The 18,846-nt window shown below is 66.1% G+C and carries 16 protein-coding genes and 1 tRNA gene; 14 read left to right on the forward strand and 3 right to left on the reverse strand.

The genetic code is table 11. The annotated features are described in order from the left end of the window. Positions 1-9: 9 nt before the first annotated feature. The 10 genes from ABIB42_RS12970 to ABIB42_RS13015 all read left to right on the forward strand — a co-directional run bounded on the left by ABIB42_RS12970 (position 10) and on the right by ABIB42_RS13015 (position 13,479). A complete protein-coding gene (locus ABIB42_RS12970) occupies positions 10-1,299 on the forward strand; it encodes a multidrug effflux MFS transporter (protein ID WP_005664847.1) in 1,290 nt (429 codons plus the stop codon). A 316-nt stretch (positions 1,300-1,615) separates the two neighbouring features. After that, on the forward strand, positions 1,616-3,787 hold the full coding sequence (locus ABIB42_RS12975; RefSeq protein WP_429248431.1) for an HDOD domain-containing protein: 2,172 nt from the start codon (positions 1,616-1,618) through the stop codon (positions 3,785-3,787). 35 nt (positions 3,788-3,822) lie between these two features. Next, entirely contained in the window at positions 3,823-6,015 is a 2,193-nt protein-coding gene (locus ABIB42_RS12980) for an EAL domain-containing response regulator (RefSeq protein ID WP_429248439.1), read from the forward strand. A gap of 6 nt (positions 6,016-6,021) precedes the next feature. Next, positions 6,022-7,605, forward strand: a complete 1,584-nt coding sequence (locus ABIB42_RS12985; protein ID WP_429248432.1) for a tetratricopeptide repeat protein — start codon at positions 6,022-6,024, stop codon at positions 7,603-7,605. Between the two features lie 104 nt (positions 7,606-7,709). Next, positions 7,710-8,939, forward strand: coding sequence for a putative DNA modification/repair radical SAM protein (locus tag ABIB42_RS12990; RefSeq protein ID WP_005664860.1), 1,230 nt, complete (start codon positions 7,710-7,712; stop codon positions 8,937-8,939). Continuing rightward, positions 8,936-10,510 carry a UdgX family uracil-DNA binding protein gene (locus tag ABIB42_RS12995; protein WP_429248440.1) on the forward strand — a complete coding sequence of 525 codons (1,575 nt, stop codon included), beginning with the start codon at positions 8,936-8,938 and terminating at the stop codon, positions 10,508-10,510. Before ABIB42_RS12990 ends, ABIB42_RS12995 begins: the two co-directional genes overlap by 4 nt. A 109-nt stretch (positions 10,511-10,619) precedes the next feature. Further along, positions 10,620-11,651: a TraB/GumN family protein gene (locus ABIB42_RS13000; RefSeq protein WP_429248433.1), complete on the forward strand. Its 1,032-nt coding sequence runs from the start codon at positions 10,620-10,622 to the stop codon at positions 11,649-11,651. 68 nt (positions 11,652-11,719) lie between these two features. Then, positions 11,720-11,793, forward strand: a tRNA-Gly gene (locus tag ABIB42_RS13005). A gap of 91 nt (positions 11,794-11,884) precedes the next feature. Then, positions 11,885-12,814 carry an aldo/keto reductase gene (locus ABIB42_RS13010; RefSeq protein ID WP_429248434.1) on the forward strand — a complete coding sequence of 310 codons (930 nt, stop codon included), beginning with the start codon at positions 11,885-11,887 and terminating at the stop codon, positions 12,812-12,814. Beyond that, entirely contained in the window at positions 12,811-13,479 is a 669-nt protein-coding gene (locus tag ABIB42_RS13015; protein WP_429248435.1) for a DUF6064 family protein, read from the forward strand. The genes ABIB42_RS13010 and ABIB42_RS13015 overlap by 4 nt, the downstream gene beginning before the upstream one ends. A gap of 20 nt (positions 13,480-13,499) precedes the next feature. Here ABIB42_RS13015 and ABIB42_RS13020 read toward each other — a convergent pair whose 3' ends face one another. Both ABIB42_RS13020 and ABIB42_RS13025 read right to left on the reverse strand, forming a co-directional pair. Beyond that, positions 13,500-14,030, reverse strand: a complete 531-nt coding sequence (locus ABIB42_RS13020) for a DUF3828 domain-containing protein (protein ID WP_429248436.1) — start codon at positions 14,028-14,030, stop codon at positions 13,500-13,502. Continuing rightward, a complete protein-coding gene (locus ABIB42_RS13025; protein WP_081589855.1) occupies positions 14,011-14,391 on the reverse strand; it encodes a hypothetical protein in 381 nt (126 codons plus the stop codon). The genes ABIB42_RS13020 and ABIB42_RS13025 overlap by 20 nt, the downstream gene beginning before the upstream one ends. A gap of 126 nt (positions 14,392-14,517) precedes the next feature. Between ABIB42_RS13025 and ABIB42_RS13030 the strand changes: the two genes are divergently transcribed. Continuing rightward, positions 14,518-14,739 carry an aldo/keto reductase gene (locus tag ABIB42_RS13030; RefSeq protein ID WP_005664870.1) on the forward strand — a complete coding sequence of 74 codons (222 nt, stop codon included), beginning with the start codon at positions 14,518-14,520 and terminating at the stop codon, positions 14,737-14,739. Positions 14,740-14,783: 44 nt separating this feature from the next. On the opposite strand, the gene ABIB42_RS13035 is transcribed toward ABIB42_RS13030, so the two are convergent. Continuing rightward, positions 14,784-15,899: a succinylglutamate desuccinylase/aspartoacylase family protein gene (locus ABIB42_RS13035; protein ID WP_005664872.1), complete on the reverse strand. Its 1,116-nt coding sequence runs from the start codon at positions 15,897-15,899 to the stop codon at positions 14,784-14,786. Between the two features lie 169 nt (positions 15,900-16,068). On the opposite strand from ABIB42_RS13035, the gene trmB reads away from it, so the two are divergent. From trmB to ABIB42_RS13050, 3 genes are all read left to right on the forward strand, one after another. Continuing rightward, positions 16,069-16,749 carry a tRNA (guanosine(46)-N7)-methyltransferase TrmB gene (trmB, locus tag ABIB42_RS13040; protein ID WP_429248437.1) on the forward strand — a complete coding sequence of 227 codons (681 nt, stop codon included), beginning with the start codon at positions 16,069-16,071 and terminating at the stop codon, positions 16,747-16,749. 131 nt (positions 16,750-16,880) lie between these two features. Beyond that, positions 16,881-18,095, forward strand: coding sequence for a sensor histidine kinase (locus ABIB42_RS13045; RefSeq protein WP_005664875.1), 1,215 nt, complete (start codon positions 16,881-16,883; stop codon positions 18,093-18,095). After that, positions 18,092-18,841 carry a LytR/AlgR family response regulator transcription factor gene (locus ABIB42_RS13050; protein WP_005664877.1) on the forward strand — a complete coding sequence of 250 codons (750 nt, stop codon included), beginning with the start codon at positions 18,092-18,094 and terminating at the stop codon, positions 18,839-18,841. Before ABIB42_RS13045 ends, ABIB42_RS13050 begins: the two co-directional genes overlap by 4 nt. Positions 18,842-18,846 lie beyond the last annotated feature (5 nt).

Raw genomic sequence — 18,846 nt, forward strand, 5'->3', positions numbered from 1 at the left:
GGATTAACGATGCTGCCGCCAACCGACCCGCCCGATCTTCCCAAGGACCCCGTCACCCCGGTTCCACTTCCCACTCCCCACAAGATCGCGATGCTGTCGGCCGGCGGCCTGGCGACCCTGCTGGCGGCCCTGTCGATGCTGGGGCCGTTCTCGATCGACGCCTATCTGCCGGCCTTCCCGCAGATCCAGGCCGAGCTGCGCGCCACCCCGCTCGAGGTGCAGCAGACCCTGACCGCGTACATGCTGGCCTTCGCCGGCATGGTGCTGTGGCATGGGGCGCTGTCGGACGCCTTCGGGCGCCGCAACGTGATCCTGGTGGCGCTGGTGGTGTTCGCGATCGGCACCTTCGGCTGCGCCTCGGCCTCCTCGGTGCATTACCTGTGGGTGTTCCGCATCATGCAGGGCGTGTCGGCGGGGGCCGGCGTGGTGGTGGGACGCGCCATCATCCGCGACCTGTATTCCGACACCGCGGCGGCGCGCCTGCTGTCGATGGTGACCATGATCTTCTCGATCGCGCCGGCCATCGCGCCGGTGGTGGGCGGCTGGATCGTGCTGTGGTTCGACTGGCGCGCGATCTTCCTGGCGCTGTGCATCTACACCGTGCTGCTCGGCTGGTTCTGCTGGAAGCACCTGCCCGAGACCATCCCCAGCACACAGCGCCAGCCGTTCAACCCGCGCTTCCTGGCCAAGAGCTATGGCGCGATCTTCAGCTCCTTCCTGTTCCACATGAAGGCCGGCGTGACCGCCCTGAACTTCGGCGGCCTGTTCCTGTACATCGCGGCGGCGCCGGTCATGCTGCCCGAAAGCCTGGGCCTGGGACCGTCGCAGTTCGCCTGGCTGTTCGTGCCGACCGTGAGCGGGATCTTCCTCGGCTCGCTGATGGCCAACCGCCTGGCCGGCAGGATGGACTTCGCGCGCCAGATCCGCATCGGCTACTTCTTCATGCTGGGAGCGGTGACCTTCAACGTGACCTACCACGCCTTCCTGCCGCCGGCGCTGCCGTGGACGGTGGCGCCGATGTTCTTCTTCACCTTCGGCAGTTCGCTGATCGCGCCCGGCGCGACCCTGCTGGCGCTCGACCTGTTCCCGCACATCCGCGGCACCGTGGCCTCGTGCCAGTCCTTCGTCTCGACCCTGCTCGGCGCGGTGGTGGCCGGCGCGGTCGCCCCGGCGCTGTCGCACTCGGTGCTGGCGCTGGCCGTCGGCCAGATGTTCTTCGTGCTGGTCTCGCTGGCGTTCTGGGACACGGCGCGGCGCCACCGGCGAAAATTGCGGGCGCGGGGGCAACACGTTCCCTGAGCGTGAACCCGGCGAACGCCGGGTTTTTTTGTGCCTGAATTTTACGATTTTTTATGCAACAGTCGTATCGATGCAACAAGCATATGTCTCATTTCACTCTGCCATACAGTTAGAGCCTGCCCTCGGCAAGAGTTATTACTGTAACTATTGTTCCTGATCAGAAATGTATATATGCTACGATACGCGTTTTTACATCTGGAGCAGAGGGCAAGTTACTCGCCTGTTCCATTGACTGAAGTGCTAGATGTTGTGGCAGGCCTCCCCCAAGGGCAACGCCACCAACCAACCTTCGACAAGTGGCGCCGTGCTAGAAAACATGCACCAATCCGACCAGGACATCCGCAATCGCTTGCTGATTGCGCGTCTGCCGGCCATGCCGCAGATCCTGGTCAAGCTGATCGAGCATCTGCAGGCCGACGACCTCGGCATGCCGGAGCTTGCCGCCCTGATCGCGAAGGATGCCGGCATGACCGGCAAGCTGCTGGCGGTCGCCAACAGCTCCGCCTACCACCGCCACTCGCGCAGCGCCGACCTCGAACAATCGCTGGTGGCGCTCGGCACCGACATGATCAAGACCCTGGTCATCAGCGATTCGGTGTTCCAGACCTTCAACAGCTTCCCCCATTCGAACAGCACCGACCTGCGCGCGTTCTGGAAGCATTCGCTCAGCGCGGCGGTGCTGGCGCGCGACGTGGCGCGCGCGCTGGGTTACGCGCATCCCGAAGAAGCCTACCTGGCCGGCCTGCTGCACAACGTGGGCCGGCTGGCGCTGCTGGCCGCGGCGCCCAAGGAATACGGCTTCAACTTCACCGCGCGCGATGACGACGACCTGTGCGCGGTCGAGCAGCGCACCCTGCAGATCACCCACACCGAGGCCGGCGCCTGGCTGATCGAGCGCTGGCAGCTCGATTCCTTCCTGGCCGACGCGGTGCTGTACCACCACGAACCGAGCGAACGGCTCGAGTCCAGCCATCCCCTGATCCGCATCGTGCGCCTGGCGCACGTGCTGTCCCATCATGCGGACGATGCGACGATGGTGTTGGAAGCCAGCGCGCTGTGCGGCCTCGACGCCGGAGACGCGGCCCAGCTGGTGGAGAAGGCCGCGCGCCAGGTCGAGCAGGCCGCCGCCCACCTGGGCATCGACCTGGCGGGCGCCGACGACATCCCGAGCCCGCCGGCCTACGCGCCGCCAGCGCCCGTCGATCCGATGCAACAGCGCCTGAACGAGGAAGTGCGCAATATGGTGCTGGTGTCCGAAGTCGGCCAGAGCCTGGCGCGCCAGCAGGGCGAGTCCAGCCTGCTGGACGCGATGACGCGCACCGCGCGCATCCTGTTCGATTTCGACAGCGCCGTGGTGCTGCTCGAGAACCCGACCGGCCAGCTGCTTGCCGGCGCGCCGACCTTCGGCGCGCAGCGCATCGCCGAGTTCACGCTGCCGCTGGCGAAAGGCGGTCCGGTCGCGCGCAGCGCGCTGGAACGCCGTCCGGCTTTCGTGCAGCGCGCGCGCCACCACGACCAGCTGGGCCTGGCCGAGGAGCAGCTGCTGCGCATGCTGGGCACCGACAGCCTGGTGGTGGTGCCGCTGGTCGCCGGCCCGCGTTGCCTGGGCGTGCTGATCGGCGGCGTGCCGGGCTGGCAGCTGCCGCATTGCCAGCGCCGCGAGCGTTTCATGCAGGCCTTCGGCGCGCAGGCCGCCGCGGCGCTGGAGAACCTGCTGCTCGAGCGCGGCCACGCGCGGCGCCAGCTGGCCAGCGTGGCCGAGGAATTCCGCGACGCCTCGCGCCGCGTGATCCACGAAGTGAACAATCCGCTGGCGATCATCAAGAACTACCTCAGCGTCCTGGACGGCAAGCTGGCGCGCCAGGAGCCGGTGGGCGGCGAGCTGTCGATCCTGAGCGAAGAGATCGACCGCGTCGGCCAGCTGATCGGCAGCCTGGCCGACCAGCGCACGCCGGACGCTGCTCCGCGTCCGCTCGACGCGGCCAAGGTGGTGGACGACGTGCTGCGCCTGTTCCGCGGCAGCGGCTACGTGCCGGCCACGACCCAGGTCGTGGCGCGCATGGAAGGCGATGGCGCGATCGAGGGCGATCCCGACCTGCTCAAGCAGATCCTGGTCAACCTGGTCAAGAACGCGGTCGAAGCCCTGGGCTCGCGCCCGGCGGGGCGCATCGAGATCGTCAACCGCGGCCACGTGAACCGCGAGCGCCGGGTCTACCTGGAACTCGTCGTCAGCGACAATGGCCCGGGCCTGTCGCGCGAGGTGCTGGCCAACCTGTTCTCTCCGGTCAGGAGCGCCAAGGACGGCCTCGAGGCCGGCGCCAACCGCGGCCTTGGCCTGTCGATCGTCCATGGCCTGGTCAAGCAGCTGGACGGCCACATCGCCTGCCGCAGCGGCAGCGCCGGCACTTCCTTTGAAATCCTCCTGCCGGCGTGGTCCGGCGCCGGCGCGGCCCCTGCGCTCCCGGCGCGCGCCCTCGGTTCCGCTTGACCCTCACCATGCACGCGCATCCAGTCACCGCCACCATGCTTCCCGGCGAACCCGCTCCCTTCTCCCAGGCCCTCGAGACCGACAGCCAGCCACGCCTGCTGCTGGTCGACGACGAGCCACGCCTGCTGTCCTCGCTGTACGAACTGCTGCAGGGACGCGGCTACCGCCTGGTCACCGCGCCGTCGGGGACCGAAGCCCTGGCCCAACTGTCCCGCCAGCACTTCGACCTCGTCCTGCTCGACCTGCGCCTGCCCGACATCGGCGGCCACGAGATCATGGACTTCATCAACGAGAAGGGCATCGACGCCGACGTCATCGTGATGAGCGGCGAGATCGGCATCGACGCCGCGATCGGCGCGCTCAAGCGCGGCGCCTACAGCTACCTGCGCAAGCCCTACAGCCGCGAGGAGCTGCTCTCCACCGTGAGCAACGCGCTGCAGCGCCGTCGCCTGACCCTTGACAATGCGCGCATCGCGAACCAGCTCGAGAACTCCGAGAAGATGTACCGCTACCTGGTGGACTCGTCGCCGGACATCATCTATACCCTGAACCACGAGGGCCGCTTCACCTTCGTCAACGACCGCGCCTACCAGCTGCTCGGCTATACCCGCGAAGAGCTGATCGGCCAGCACTACTCGATCCTGGTGCACGAGGAAGACCTGGAGCGCGCGCGCTACGTGTTCAACGAGCGCCGCGTCGACGAGCGCGCCTCGCGCAACGTCGAGCTGCGCCTGAAGTGCCGCGGCGGCAATGGCCACGACCGCACCTTCAACACCACCCTGATGACGATCTCGCTCAACGCGATCGGCATGCACGTGCCGGACCAGGAAGTGAAGAAGCTCGAATTCTTCGGCACCTATGGCGTGGCGCGCGACATCACCGACCGCAAGCGCGCCGAAGAGGTCATCTCCTACCAGGCCTACCACGACATCCTGACCGACCTGCCGAACCGCATCCTGTTCAAGGACCGCCTGGGCCTGGCCGTGATCCAGGCCAAGCGCAAGCAGACCGAGCTCGCGGTGATGTTCATCGACCTGGACCGCTTCAAGCTGGTGAACGACACGCTGGGCCACGTGAAGGGCGACGAATTGCTGCAGCAGGCGGCCAGCCGCCTGAAGGAATGCCTGCGCAAGGGCGACACCCTGGCGCGCCAGGGCGGCGACGAGTTCACCATCGTGCTGCCCGAGCTGCGCGATCGCGACGACGCGCGCATGGTGGCGGATAAATTCCTGGAAGTGCTGCAGGACCCGTTCGACCTGGACGGCCACGAGGTGCACATCTCGGCCTCGATCGGCATCGCGATCTATCCGAAGGATGGCGAATCGATCGACGAGCTGCTGCGCCACGCCGACATCGCGATGTACCAGGTCAAGGCGCTGGGCAAGAACGGCCACAGCTTCTACCACGACTCGATGCTCGAAGTGTCGCACCAGAAGATAGCGCTGGAGCAGGCGCTGCGCCGCGCGCTCGAGCACGACGAGCTGGAGATGTTCTACCAGCCGCAGATCGACGCCATGACCGGCCGCATCACCGGCGCCGAAGCGCTGATGCGCTGGAACCACCCGACCCGCGGCCGCCTGTCGGCGGGCGAGTTCCTGCCGTTCGCCGAAGAGAACGGCCTGATGCTGCCGATCTCGGACTGGATGATCGGCGCCCTGTGCCGCGACATGCTGCAGTGGAATGCGATCGGCGGCAGCGAGATCCGCCTGTCGCTGAACCTGTCGCCGCAATACCTGGACCGCGGCGACTTTTTCGAGAAGATGCGTGGCGCGCTGGCGCGCTACGGCATCTCGCCGCAGCAGATCGAGGTCGAGATCACCGAGAACATCTGCATCCGCAATCCGCAGTATGCGATCGAGCAGCTCAACAAGCTGTGCCAGTTGGGCGTGTCGATCGCGATCGACGATTTCGGCACCGGCTACTCGTCCTTGTCGTACCTGCACCGCTTCCCGATCCACACCGTCAAGATCGACCAGTCCTTCGTCAAGGAGATCCACCAGGAAGACGGCCATTATCCGGTGATCCTGGCGATCATCTCGATCGCGCGCGGCCTGGGCCTGAACCTGATCGCCGAAGGCGTCGAGACCGAGGAGCAGGCGCGCTACCTGCGCGCCAACGGCTGCCTGACGATGCAGGGCTACCTGTACTACCGTCCGATTTCGCTGCAGGACTTCATGGCCGCGCTGCGCACCCAGTCGGGCGCCAGCCTGCGCGCGGTGCAGGCCTGACCGAACATGCTCGACGCCCCGCTGCAATCGAGCGCCACGCCCACTTACAGCGCTGCGCATTCCGCCGAATTCCTCCGTGTGAAAGCGCAGGCCGAGCGCGGCGTGGCCCAGGCCCAGCACAGCCTGGGCTTCATGTACGTGAGCGGCCAGGGCGTGCTGAAGAACGACGAGCTGGCGGTGGCCTGGTACCGGATGGCGGCGGCGGCGGGCCTGGCGCAGGCCCAGTACAACCTCGGCGTGATGTTCCAGAAGGGCCAGGGCGTCGAGCAGGACTTCGGCCAGGCGGCCCACTGGTACGGGCGCGCGGCCGACCAGGGTTACGCGCCGGCCCAGTACAACCTGGGCTGGCTGTACGCGAAAGGCCATGGCGTGGCCAGCGACGTGGGCCGGGCGCTGCACTGGTTCAGCCAGGCGGCGGACCAGGGCGAGCCGGGCGCGCAGCACAACCTGGGCATGATGTTCGAGACCGGCAAGGGCGTGGCCCAGGACCAGGAAGCGGCGCTGCACTGGTACCGGCGCGCCGCCGAGCAGGGCTATGTGCGCTCGCAGTACAACCTGGGGCTGCGCTACGAGGCCGGCCAGGGCGTGGCGCGCGACGCCCGCGAAGCGCTGGCCTGGATGCGCAAGGCGGCGGAGCAGGGCCATGCGCCGGCCCAGTTCAACCTCGGCCTGCGCTACGACAAGGGCCAGGACGTCGAGCAGGACAGCCGGCAGGCGATCCTGTGGTACGGCCGCGCCGGCGAGCAGGGGCATGCCAGCTCGCAGTTCAATCTCGCGCTCATTTACGACACCGGCCACGGCGTCCCGCGCGACGAAGCGCTGGCCCTGACGTGGTACCGGCGCGCCGCGGAACAAGGCCATGCCGGCGCCCAGAACAGCCTCGGCATGCGCCATGAACACGGACAGGGTGTGGCGGTCGACGCGGCGCAGGCGGCCGCCTGGTACCGGCGCGCGGCCGAGCAGGGGCTGCCGGCGGCCCAGTACCACCTGGGACAGTTGCTCGATGCCGGCAACGGGGCCGAGCAGGATCCGGCCCAGGCGACACAGTGGTATCGCAAGGCGGCCGAGCAGGGCCACCTGCGGGCCCAGTTCGACCTGGGCCTGCGTTTCGAGGCTGGCAACGGCGTCGAGCAGGACAGCGCGCAGGCGCTGGCCTGGTACCGGCGTGCGGCCGGCCAGGATTACGCGCCGGCCCAGTACATGGTGGGCGCGCTGCTCGACCGGATCGAGACCGGCGACCCGGTCGAGGCGACCGACTGGTTCCACAAGGCGGCCGACCAGAAGCACGCGCTGGCGCAGTTCGAGCTGGGGCTGCGCTACGACTGCGGCAAGGGCGTGGAGCGCGACTACGAGGCGGCCCATTTCTGGTACCTGTGCGCCGCGCGCCAGGGTCATGCGCGGGCCCAGTTCAACCTCGGCGTGATGTATGCGGCCGGGCAGGGCGCCCAGCGCGACCTGGTCGAGGCCTATGCCTGGCTGCACCGGGCCGGCGGCGCCGGCGTGGCGGCGGCCAACGCCTATCTGGCGAAGCTCGCGGGCCGGATGGAGGCGCAACAGTTGTCCCAGGCCGAGCGCCTGATTGCTGGTTGATGCACCGCATTTGAACCGGCAGCACGTGCGCACGGCTGCGCCAGCGCACCGTATGCGTAGGCACGCCGCGTTATACTGTATGCCCATACAGTCACGCGCGCGCGATGGAACTCAACGACAAGCTCGAAATCCTGGCCGACGCGGCCAAGTACGACGCATCCTGCGCCAGCAGCGGTGCGCCCAAGCGCGGCTCCGAAGGCAAGGACGGCCTGGGCGCCACCACCGGCATGGGCATCTGCCACAGCTATACGCCGGACGGCCGCTGCGTCTCGCTGCTCAAGATCCTGCTCACCAATTTCTGCATCTACGACTGCCAGTACTGCATCAACCGGCGCACCTCGAACGTGCCGCGGGCGCGCTTCGCGGTCGATGAAGTCGTGAAGCTGACCCAGGATTTTTACCTGCGCAACTACATCGACGGCCTGTTCCTCAGCTCGGGCATCATCCAGTCGGCCGACTACACGATGGAGCAGCTGGTGGCAGTGGCGCGCCAGCTGCGCGAGGTGCACCAGTTCCGCGGCTACATCCACCTCAAGACCATTCCCGACGCCGATCCGCTCCTGATCCAGGAGGCCGGCCGCTGGGCCGACCGCCTGTCGGTGAACATCGAGCTGCCGACCCACGACAGCGTGACCCGCCTCGCGCCCGAAAAAAGCGTCCACACGATCAAGCTGGCGATGGGCTCGATCCGGCGCAAACTGGACGAAAAAGCCGAAGAGCCGAAGGCGCCGGCCTTCGCGCCGGCTGGCCAGAGCACGCAGATGATCGTCGGCGCCGACGCCAGCGACGACCACACCATCCTGAACACGGCCGAGACGCTGTACGGCAGCTACAAGCTCAAGCGCGTGTATTACTCGGCCTTCAGCCCGATCCCGCACAGCCCCGGCAGCGTGCCGCTGGCGCCGCCGCCGCTGCTGCGCGAGCACCGCCTGTACCAGGCAGACTTTTTATTGCGCGGCTACGGCTTCACGGCTGGTGAACTGATGCCGCAAACGGGCAACCTGGCACTGGACGTCGACCCCAAGCTGGCCTGGGCCCTGGCCAATCGCGAGCACTTCCCGATGGACCTGAACCGGGTGGATGCGTCGCTGATCCCGCGCATTCCCGGCATTGGCCTGCGCAACGCCAAGCGCATCGTCGAGCTGCGCCGCCTGCGCCGCATCCGCTGGGAAGATTTATCTCGCCTGCGTTGCAGCCTCAAGAAGCTGGCGCCCTTCGTCGTCACCGCCGACTACAAGCCGGCGCAGGGCGCGACCAGTTCCGAGCTGCTGCGCAAGCACATGGCCGATGCGCCGCAGCAGATGAACCTGTGGCCCGAATTGCAGGCGGCATGAGCGCCAGCGCCGGCGCGGATGCCAATGCCAGCGCCGCCGCCCTCGCCGCGACCGCGGTGGCGAGCGTGCGCGCGGGCCAGCCGCTGCTGGTGGACGGTTTCACCGCATGGCGCGCGGTGGCGCGCGAACTGTTGCGCGCCGGCGTGCCGCCCGAGGCGGTGACCTGGGGTGCGCCAGGCGCCGACCTGTTCTCGGGTGCGCCGGCTTCCCAAGCAGCTGCGCATAATGAAGGCGACCTCCTGTCGTCTCCGGCCAAACCGCAAGCGGCCGAACAGGAGCCTTCCAATGCAACGGCGCCAAGGCCGCATGTCCCTCGCTCCCTGATGGAGATGCTGCAGACCGCCGCCTGCTACCGCGATCACGACCGCTGGGCCTTCCTGTATCGGGTGATCTGGCGCTGGCAACAGGGCGAGCACGACGTGCAATCGCCCGCCGATCCGGACGGGCAGCGGCTGCACGTGATGGTCAAGGCGGTGCGGCGCGAGGTACACGATATGCACGCCTACATCCGATTCCGTGAACGGCCGATCGAGGCCGGCGCGCCCCATTTCGTGGCCTGGTTCGAACCCAGCCACGACGTCCTGCCGCAGGTGGCCGAGCATTTTGTGGCGCGCATGGGCAAGGTGAGCTGGATGATCGCCACGCCCGACGCCAGCGTGCTATGGGACGGCGCCACCCTGCACCATACCGGCCCGCTGATGTCGAGCGCGGCCGACCTCGACGATGCGGGCGAGGCCCTGTGGCTGACCTATTACCGCAGCATCTTCAACCCGGCGCGCCTGAACACGCAGGTCATGAACAGCCACATCCCGTCGCGCTTCTGGAAGAACCTGCCGGAAGGCGCGCTGGTGCCGTCGCTGGTGAGCCAGGCCGGCCTCGGCGCGCGCCGCATCGGCCAGGTCGAGGCGGTAGGGCGGCGCAGCGGTCGCACGATCCCGATCGAAGCCGAACAGGCGCAGCCCGAGCGCCAGCAGCCGTCGAAGCTGGACGAGTGCCGGCGCTGCGACCTGTGGGAACACGCGACCCAGGCGGTCGGCGGCGAGGGGCCGAAGCACGCGCAGATCATGCTCGTCGGCGAGCAGCCGGGCGACCAGGAAGACCTGGCCGGCCAGCCCTTCGTCGGCCCGGCCGGCAAGCTGCTCGACCGCGTGTTCGAGCAGGCCGGCGTGGAGCGCAAGGGCGTCTACATCACCAACGCCGTCAAGCATTTCAAGTGGGAGCCGCGCGGCAAGCGGCGCCTGCACAAGACGCCGGCGCAGAAGGAGATCGAGGCCTGCCACTACTGGCTCGAGAAGGAGATCGCCACCCGCAAGCCCAAGGTCATCGTGGCGATGGGCGCGACCGCGCTCAAGTCGGTGCTGCAGGCGGGCAGTGCGACGCTCAAGGACAAGCTGGGACGGCCCATACGCCATGGCGACAGCTGGGTGGTGACGATCTACCACCCGTCGTACGTGCTGCGCGTGCCGGACGAGGCGTCCAAGCACGAGGCGTTTTCGGTGATGGTCAAGGGCTTGAAGCTGGCGCAGGAATTATTGGACCGGCCAGATGTGCCGGAGCCGCCGGAAAGCTGACGTATGCATGATATGCGCCGTTCATGTAATTGAAACAGCCGTGTTACAGCGGCTTCGCTGACGCTGCCATTGGCGTAAGATCTGGCGATTCCCATCACCGGATCATTTCATGAGCAAACTCGCCGTACCTGCTTTCTGCATATGCATGCTGGCCGCTCCCGCCTGGGCGCAATCGGAAGATGCGACCGTCCCGGCGCAGGCCGCCGTCGATGTGCTTGAGACCGCCGCCGAACCGGCGCCGGAGCAGATCCACGTCGTGGCCCAGCGCCCCGGACCGGGCATGTGGAAGGTAACGAAGGGCGAGCACGTCTTGTGGGTGTTCGGCATGTACGGGCCGGTGCCAAAGAACATGCAGTGGCGCTCGCAGCAGGTCGAAAACGTCATCATGAATTCGCACGAATACCTGTCGGCGCCAAGCGTCTCGGCCAACCCGGGTTTCTTCAGGGGGATCACGCTGCTGCCAAGTTTCATCGGCATGCGCAAGAATCCGGATGGCGCAACCTTGCGTGACCTGATGCCGGCGGAGGAGTATGCGCGCTGGACCACGCTCAAGTCCAGGTACTTGCCCGAGAACGACGACGTCGAGCGCGAGCGCCCGATCTTCGCGGCGGAGGTGTTGTCGAACGCCGCGCGCAAGCAGGCGGGCCTGGTCGACAGCTACGCGGTGCGCAAGCCGCTGCTGGACCTGGTCAAGAAGGCGAAGCTGAAGGAGACCTCGTCGACTTTCCAGCTGCCGATGGACAATGCGCGCACGGTGCTGAAGAACTTCAAGAAATCGACCCTGGGCGACGCCGCCTGCCTGGCGCGTACGATGGCCACGCTGGAGCAGGACATCGAGGCCGCCAGCCAGCGCGCCAATGCCTGGGCCAAGGGCGATATGGATGAAATGCGCAAGCTGGATTTCGCCAGCCGCGAAGAGGCCTGTTCCGGCGCCCTGATGAACAGCGCGGCATTCGATGCCGAGCCCGAATTCAAGCATATGAGGGCGCGTGCGAACGAAAAATGGATCGCTTCGGCCGAGAAGGCGCTCGCGGCCAATGCCTCGACCTTCGCCGTGCTGAAGATCGAGGATATCTTCGACCCGACAGGGGTAATCTCGGCGCTGGCGGCGAAGGGATATGCGGTCGAGCAGCCGGATTGATCCGGGGCAGGCGCGGGAGGGGCGGAAAATTGTCAAACCGTCCCAAACGCGCGTAGAATGCTGGCAACGCGGGTGTAGTTCAATGGTAGAACGGCAGCTTCCCAAGCTTCATACGAGGGTTCGATTCCCTTCACCCGCTCCAGTTGCCATTCCTGTGGCTGAGCAGCGCCATCCCGTCTCCGATCGCGATATCCTCCGAGTTCTTCCGTTTTGCCGAGCAAGGAGCGCTTCGCATGAGCCCCGTTTCGCCTTTACGCCGCCACCTGTTGCAATCCGTGCTCGCCGCATCCGGCAGCCTGGCCCTGCCATCGCTCCATGCCGCACCAGGTCCCGCGCCGCTGCTCACCCGCCCGATTCCCTCGTCCGGCGAGCAGCTCCCCGTCATCGGCCTGGGCAGCTGGATCACCTTCAACGTCGGCCGCGACCCGCAGGCGCGCAAGGAATGCCAGGAGGTGATGCGCCAGTTCTTCGCCGGCGGCGGTCGGATGATCGATTCCTCCCCGATGTACGGCTCGGCCCAGGACGTGATCGGCGAAGCGATACAGGCCATCAAGCCGCAGCGCCTGTTCTCGGCCGACAAGGTGTGGATCAGCGGCGGCGCGCGTGGCGTGCAGCAGATCGAGGCATCGCGCAAGCTGTGGCGCGTGCCGCGCTTCGACCTGCTGCAGGTGCATAACCTGCTGTCGTGGGAAGAGCATCTGAAGACCCTGCTGGCGATGAAGAAGGAAGGGCGGCTGCGCTATGTCGGCATCACGACGTCCGAAGGCCGGCGCCATGGCGAGATCGAAAAGATCATGGCCTCGCAACCCATCGACTTCGTTCAGGTCTCGTACAATGCCCTTGATCGTGAGGTGGAGCAGCGCATCCTGCCGCTGGCGCGCGAGCGCCGCATCGGCGTGATCGCCAACCGGCCATTCCGCCAGGGAGACCTGACGCAGGCGCTGGCCGGCAAGCCGCTGCCCGGCTGGGCCGCGGACATCGGCTGCACCACCTGGGCCCAGGCGCTGCTGAAGTTCATCGTGTCCCACCCCGCCGTCACCTGCGCGATCCCTGCCACCTCCAGCGTGGCCCACGTGCGCGAGAACCTGCTGGCCGGCACCGGCCGCATGCCCGACGAGGCCCTGCGCAAGCGCATCGCCCAGGACGCCGAAAGGCTGGCATGAGCGAATGGTGGACCGAGTGGGCGAGCTACAGGCTGTCGGACTTGTTGATGTTTTCGCAGCGCAGCTACTACCGGCTCATCGCCTTGTACAACGAGGCGGTCTGGCCTGCGCACCTGCTGGCGCTGGCGGCCGGTCTGGCCATCATCGGCTGCGTTGCGCGTCCTGGCGCCCGTACGCGCCGCGGCGCGCTGCTGTTGCTGGCATCGGCCTGGGCCTGGGTCGGCTGGGCATATCACCTGGAACGCTATGCGGGCATCAATACCGCCGGTCCTTATTTCGCGCTCGCATTCGGCGTGCAGGCCCTGTTGCTGTTCTTCGTGGCGCTGCGGCCGCACGGCGCCGCGCCGGCCCACGCGCAGAAACATGTGGCGCTGGGCCTTTCCGCCCTGGCGGTGCTCGGGTATCCGCTGCTCGCGCTGGGCAGTAGTCGCGGCTGGAACCACGCTGAAGTATTCGGTATCGCGCCCGATCCGACCGCCGTCGCCACGCTGGGAGTGCTGCTGGCTTGTCGCGCCCATCCACTCTATTGGCTGATTCCGCTGGCCTGGTGTGCGGTGAGCGGCGCGACCCTGATGGAGCTGCGCGTGGGCTATGCCTGGCTGTTGCCGACGTTTGCGATTCTTGCAGTTGCTGCCGGTTTGCTCTTCAGGCACTCAAGACACTAGCCAGTACATTGATTCCGATGTTATTTGTCACTGCTGGGCAGTTTACGGGCAAGCAGCTGCTTGAGAGAGCTATCGGACATCCCCGGATAACGAATGTCATCAATCCGCCAGCCATTTTTCTTTCTGGCCATACGGTACTCCAGCCGCACCTTCTCGCCGCTGGAAGGATAGGTGAATTCAACGGCCACGATGTCTTTTGGCATGGAACGTATCGTCAAGTCGACGGCAGCCGGGTCCTGTGACGCGAAAATGGGGTCGAAGTCCAGGTTACATATCTCGCCGGTTTTTGCGGCGCAGTGACCGTCTTTGACCAGTAGAGAAGCCAGCTCCTGAGCAAAATAACGGCGAAGGACCGAACTTTCTTGCTGCGCTAGCGGCTTGCCAAAAGCGTTAATCGAACTCGACAGCACCTGCCAGGCGAAGGTCTTGTACAGGCTACCGACAATGGCGACTTGTTCATCTGATTCGCGTGGCGCCGCAGTGGATGGAGCAAGAGAGATGAGAGCAAAAGAGATCGCGCAGAGGGCGCGGCTAAGGACGGTAGACAGCATACTCGGGCCTTTCTCTGCGATAGGTTGGACCAGCCCAGAAGTCTCGTTGGGCAAAATCGGATATCCATTTCTCGCCGTCGAATCCTGCGATATGGCCTGCTGGATTCCCGCCGGAATACGGTTGAATTACCACGATATCGCCCTTTTTAAACTTGAAATGCTCAGGGGCAGGGACGGCGACGACATGGAATCCATTTCTCGTTAGGATAGGCCCCCAATCCTTGGCCCTGAGTGGATGGCCTGAAGTATTGGCGCCAGCAGCTTCAAGCGCCAGCCGAACGAAGCGGGCACATCTGCCTTGACTTTGATTTTTTGCGTTTGTGCGCAAATGCGATGCGAACTTTTCCACATCAATCGACATGATATTGGCGTGTTATTGAAGACACGACCAATTATTATTGTCTCCCTGATGTGAGCATTGCGCATTCGCAATCACCCAGCTGCAACCACATATCGCTCAGCTCGACGTCAGATTGATACCGCCGACATGTATTCAGGTGGCGAAAGCGAAAGCACCCTCGGCCAGTCTTTCAAGAACCTGGGCCTTGCCCGCAAGGACTATGTGCTGGTCACCGAGGTGTACAGCCGCATGGGGCAAGGCCGCAACGATGTCGGCGCTTCACGCGGCCACATCATGGATGCAGTCGAAGCGAGCCCGCAACGGCTGCAGACGGATTACATCGATGTACCAGATCCACGCGACCGATAGCGTCCACTTCCTGATATGGCCTGTGGCGCGCGTTCCAGGCCGACTCAGCTCGACAGGAGATTGCCTGACCTGAATGAATCCTCGCCCGCCACCTTACACACGTGCATGCCACGCAGCAGGTGCCGGTGCGCCGTGCTGGCGAACAGCAGTCCCGGGCGGCTGGCCGCCACCGGCGTGACCTGGCCGCTGACCGGATTGACGATGTCCGCGATCGGCTCGCCGGCCGCCACCTGATCGCCCAGCTTCTTGCGAAAGACCAGCACGCCCGCATGCGGCGCCGTCAACGGTTCGACCGCATCCAGCGGCGTCGGACCGCATTGCGCCGGGGGCAGGGCGGCCGTCGGGATGTCGAGCACGCCCTGGTGCGCCAGGTATTGCAGGATGGCCTCGGCATCCCGTTGCGCGTAGTCGTAGTTCACGTCGTTCTCGCCGCGCAGCTCGACGGTGACGGCGGCGCAGGCGGGCGGGATGGCGGCGTCGATGAAATGGTCGGCCAGGTCCCACCACAGCCGGCTGCAGGCTTCGTCGAAGGCTTCGCCGCCCGATTCCTTGGCCACCAGCAGCACGCGTGCGCCCATCAGGTCGGCCAGCGGCTGCACCACCTCGACCAGCGGCGTGCCGGTGTACATGTGCAGCACCGCCTCGTTATCGCAGTGCAGGTCGAGCACGATGTCGGCGTCGATCGCCATCGTCAACAAGGTCTTCTTGAGCGTCGCGGCATTGTCCGCCGGTTCCCAGGCGGCGACCTCGCGCCGCGCATGCTCGCGGATCAGGGCGACGTTGGCCGCGGCGTCCGCGCCCAGCCGGCCTTCGAGCGCGCTCTTGAGCGCATCGGCGGCGTGGCGGTAGGCGCGATTGAAGTTGGTGCCGGTGGACAGGTCGTAGCGGCCGAACGGCGCGCCATGCACGACCTGCGACAATCCGAGCGGATTGGCGGCCGGGACCAGGATGACCTCGCCCTTGATCCGGCCCTCGGCATCGAGCTTTTCCAGCTGCCCGCGCAGCACGTGGGCCACCAGCATCGCCGGCACTTCGTCGGCATGGATCGCGGCTTGGATGTACACCTTCTTGCCGCTGCCGGGGGCGCCGTAGTGGAAGGACGTCAGGTGCAGGGTGGCGACGTTGTCGTCGATGGCGATCGGGTGTTTCGTCGAGTGCATGGCAAAGGGCTCCGGCGTTGCTGGGGGAAGACAATGATTATGCTTGATTCCGCCTTGCCGCCACGCACGGCCGATGGCAGGGGCGGCTGCGCTATAATGACAGCCGTTTTTTCCGCATATTCCACTCCCCATGTCTTCTGAAAAGCCCACCAGTGGTCCGGCACGGTCCATGCTGTACGATCCCACCGAACACCGCATCCGCAGTTTCGTCACGCGCGCAGGACGGCTGTCGACCGCGCAGGCGCGGGCCTTCGAGGAGCAGGGCCCCAAGTTCCTGATCGAGTACAAGAAAGAGCCGCTCGACATCGAGCAGGCCTTCGGCCGCAAGGCGCCCGTCGTCCTCGAAATCGGCTTCGGCATGGGCGACACCACGGCCCACATCGCGAAACTGATGCCCGAGACGGACTTCCTGGGCGTCGAGGTGCACACGCCGGGCGTGGGCAGCCTGCTCAAGCAGATCGGCGAGCAGGACATCGCCAACCTGCGCCTGGTCCAGCACGACGTGTTCGAGGTGCTGAACCACATGATTCCTGACGGCGCGCTGCACGGCGTGCACGTGTTCTTCCCCGATCCATGGCACAAGGCGCGCCACAACAAGCGCCGCCTGATCCAGCCGGCCTTCGTCAAGCTGCTGTGCCGGAAGATCGCACCTAGCGGCTACCTGCACCTGGCGACCGACTGGGAAGACTATGCGGTGCAGATGCTCGAGGTGTTGAGCGCCGAGCCGGAGCTGGTCAATACCGCCGAGGGCTATGCGCCGCAGCCTGCATACCGTCCGCTGACCAAGTTCGAGAACCGCGGCATCAAGCTGGGCCACGGAGTGTGGGACCTGGTCTTCACGCGCAAGTAAGTGTCTATCCGGGGGCGAATCGTCGTTCGCTCCCCCGTCTTCGTCGTTCATCACCACCTGCTGTTCCGGGCTGCCGGAAGTTCCTAGACTGGACTTGTTGATATACATTAACGAGCACAGAGGAGAACGGCATGTGGAAGCGCATCGAACAATGGAACCGTGAGGTGGAAGCGGAGCAGCTCGCGGTGCTGCGCGACCCCTCGCTGGTGGAGCAGGTGCCGGCCGGCTGCCGCCGTTTCTTCGCCCGCAAGCTGGCCGAGATGTCGCCCGCCGAACGCGAATCCCTGTACCGGTTTTCCAGTGCCGTCAGCACCTCGGCAGCCCTGCTGGCGCTGCTCAAGCTGTGCGTCCTGCTGTCGGTGCTCGGTTTCCTGATCAATCTGGCCTTCCTGCCGTCGAAACCATGGTGGCAAACGGTCATCGCCGCCAATGCGATCGGGATCGCGGTGGCCATGTCGCTGATGGGCGTCTGGTTCAACTACGGGAAAGTCGTGCGCGCCAAGGGCAGGGCGCTGGTCACGATCGTCGGCCTCGGCCTGGTGGGCGGGCTGTTCGGCGGATTGACCGCCATGTTCGAGACGGGCACGCATTGGTCGGTCCTGCTCGACAAGCTGCCCAGGATCGTCGTCACCGTGACACTCGTCGTGACCGCGCTGGTGGCGATACCGACCATCGTGGTTGCCGTGCTGCGCAATCGCCACTATCAGATCCAGGCCGAGCAGCTCAAACGCGATGCCGAACAGGAGCGCCTTGCGCGCGAACTGAGCGAAACCCAGCTGCGCCTGCTGCGCGCCCAGATCGAGCCGCACTTCCTGTTCAACACCCTCGGGGCGGTGCAGCAGCTGGCCGAGCAGGGGGCGCCGCGGGCCGCCGAACTCACGTCCCACCTGATCGACTTCCTGCGCGGCAGCATGAGCGATATGCGTTGCAGCTCAGCGTCGCTGGCGACCGAATTCGGCCTGGTCGGCTCTTACCTGCGGGTGATGCAGATCCGGATGGGCGAGCGCCTGCGCTACACGGTCGATGTGCCCGATGCATTGGCCGCCACCCGGATTCCCAGCATGCTGGTGCTGACCCTGGCCGAGAACGCGATCAAGCACGGCATCGAGCCGTCCCTGCACGGCGGCGAGATCGCGGTCACGGCCCATGACGACGGCGGAACGATCCGCATCCGGGTGCGCGACAGCGGCGTCGGCATGAGCGACACCCCGGGCGCCGGCGCCGGCCTGGAAAACGTGCGCCACCGCCTGCGCCTGGCTTACGGCGAGGGCGCCTGCCTGCTGCTTTCCGAAGCCGAGCCCGGCCTGCTGGCCGAGATCGCCATCCCCTGCAAGGAGCAAGCATGAGCGCCACCGTGCTGGTCGCGGAAGACGAACCGTTGATGCGCGAGCGCCTGCTCGGCCTCTTGGCCACGGCCTGGCCCGAGGCCAGTATCGTGGCGGTTGCCGAGAATGGCCTGGATGCCTGGGACGCCTGGCTCGAACACGAGCCGCAGGTCGTGTTCCTGGACATCCGCATGCCCGGCATGTCGGGGCTGGAAGTGGCCGAACGCATCGGCCGCCGCTCGCACGTGGTGTTCGTCACCGCCTATGACCAGTATGCGGTCGATGCCTTCGATGCCGGCGCGGTCGACTACCTGCTCAAGCCGATCCAGCCGGGGCGCCTGGACAAGGCCTTGACGCGCCTGCGCGAAAAACTGGATGTCCGCCCGGACGATGTCAGCAAGGTGATCCAGCAAGTGAAAGAAGCGTCGCCCGAGCCGAAGCGCGAAAAGCTGAAATGGCTGAAAGCCAGCGTCGGCAAGCAGATCCGCCTGATCGACGTCGAGGAAGTGCTGTTCTTCCAGGCGGACACCAAGTACACGCGGGTGGTGCTGCCTGGCTCCGAGGCGCTGGTGCGCATCCCGCTGAAGGACCTGGTGGGAGGGCTCGACCCAGGGCTGTTCTGGCAGATCCACCGCGGCACGCTGGTGAATGTGAACGCGATCAAGGCGGCCGAGCGCGTCGACGCCGAACGCATGCAGGTGCTGCTGCGCGGCAGCAGCGAGGTGCTCCCGGTCAGCCGCAGCTTTACGTACCTGTTCCGGGAGTGAACCCG

Source organism: Massilia sp. UYP32 (genome assembly GCF_050434365.1).
Classification (GTDB): domain Bacteria; phylum Pseudomonadota; class Gammaproteobacteria; order Burkholderiales; family Burkholderiaceae_D; genus Telluria; species Telluria timonae.

What these genes read in the sequence shown, in the direction of transcription:
- ABIB42_RS12970 (WP_005664847.1), top strand. Translation starts at nt 10, where the DNA reads ATGCTGCCGCCAACCGACCCGCCCGATCTTCCCAAGGACCCCGTCACC.
- ABIB42_RS12975 (WP_429248431.1), top strand. Translation starts at nt 1,616, where the DNA reads ATGCACCAATCCGACCAGGACATCCGCAATCGCTTGCTGATTGCGCGT.
- ABIB42_RS12980 (WP_429248439.1), top strand. Translation starts at nt 3,823, where the DNA reads ATGCTTCCCGGCGAACCCGCTCCCTTCTCCCAGGCCCTCGAGACCGAC.
- ABIB42_RS12985 (WP_429248432.1), top strand. Translation starts at nt 6,022, where the DNA reads ATGCTCGACGCCCCGCTGCAATCGAGCGCCACGCCCACTTACAGCGCT.
- ABIB42_RS12990 (WP_005664860.1), top strand. Translation starts at nt 7,710, where the DNA reads ATGGAACTCAACGACAAGCTCGAAATCCTGGCCGACGCGGCCAAGTAC.
- ABIB42_RS12995 (WP_429248440.1), top strand. Translation starts at nt 8,936, where the DNA reads ATGAGCGCCAGCGCCGGCGCGGATGCCAATGCCAGCGCCGCCGCCCTC.
- ABIB42_RS13000 (WP_429248433.1), top strand. Translation starts at nt 10,620, where the DNA reads ATGAGCAAACTCGCCGTACCTGCTTTCTGCATATGCATGCTGGCCGCT.
- ABIB42_RS13010 (WP_429248434.1), top strand. Translation starts at nt 11,885, where the DNA reads ATGAGCCCCGTTTCGCCTTTACGCCGCCACCTGTTGCAATCCGTGCTC.
- ABIB42_RS13015 (WP_429248435.1), top strand. Translation starts at nt 12,811, where the DNA reads ATGAGCGAATGGTGGACCGAGTGGGCGAGCTACAGGCTGTCGGACTTG.
- ABIB42_RS13020 (WP_429248436.1), bottom strand. Translation starts at nt 14,030, where the DNA reads ATGCTGTCTACCGTCCTTAGCCGCGCCCTCTGCGCGATCTCTTTTGCT.
- ABIB42_RS13025 (WP_081589855.1), bottom strand. Translation starts at nt 14,391, where the DNA reads ATGTCGATTGATGTGGAAAAGTTCGCATCGCATTTGCGCACAAACGCA.
- ABIB42_RS13030 (WP_005664870.1), top strand. Translation starts at nt 14,518, where the DNA reads ATGTATTCAGGTGGCGAAAGCGAAAGCACCCTCGGCCAGTCTTTCAAG.
- ABIB42_RS13035 (WP_005664872.1), bottom strand. Translation starts at nt 15,899, where the DNA reads ATGCACTCGACGAAACACCCGATCGCCATCGACGACAACGTCGCCACC.
- trmB (WP_429248437.1), top strand. Translation starts at nt 16,069, where the DNA reads ATGCTGTACGATCCCACCGAACACCGCATCCGCAGTTTCGTCACGCGC.
- ABIB42_RS13045 (WP_005664875.1), top strand. Translation starts at nt 16,881, where the DNA reads ATGTGGAAGCGCATCGAACAATGGAACCGTGAGGTGGAAGCGGAGCAG.
- ABIB42_RS13050 (WP_005664877.1), top strand. Translation starts at nt 18,092, where the DNA reads ATGAGCGCCACCGTGCTGGTCGCGGAAGACGAACCGTTGATGCGCGAG.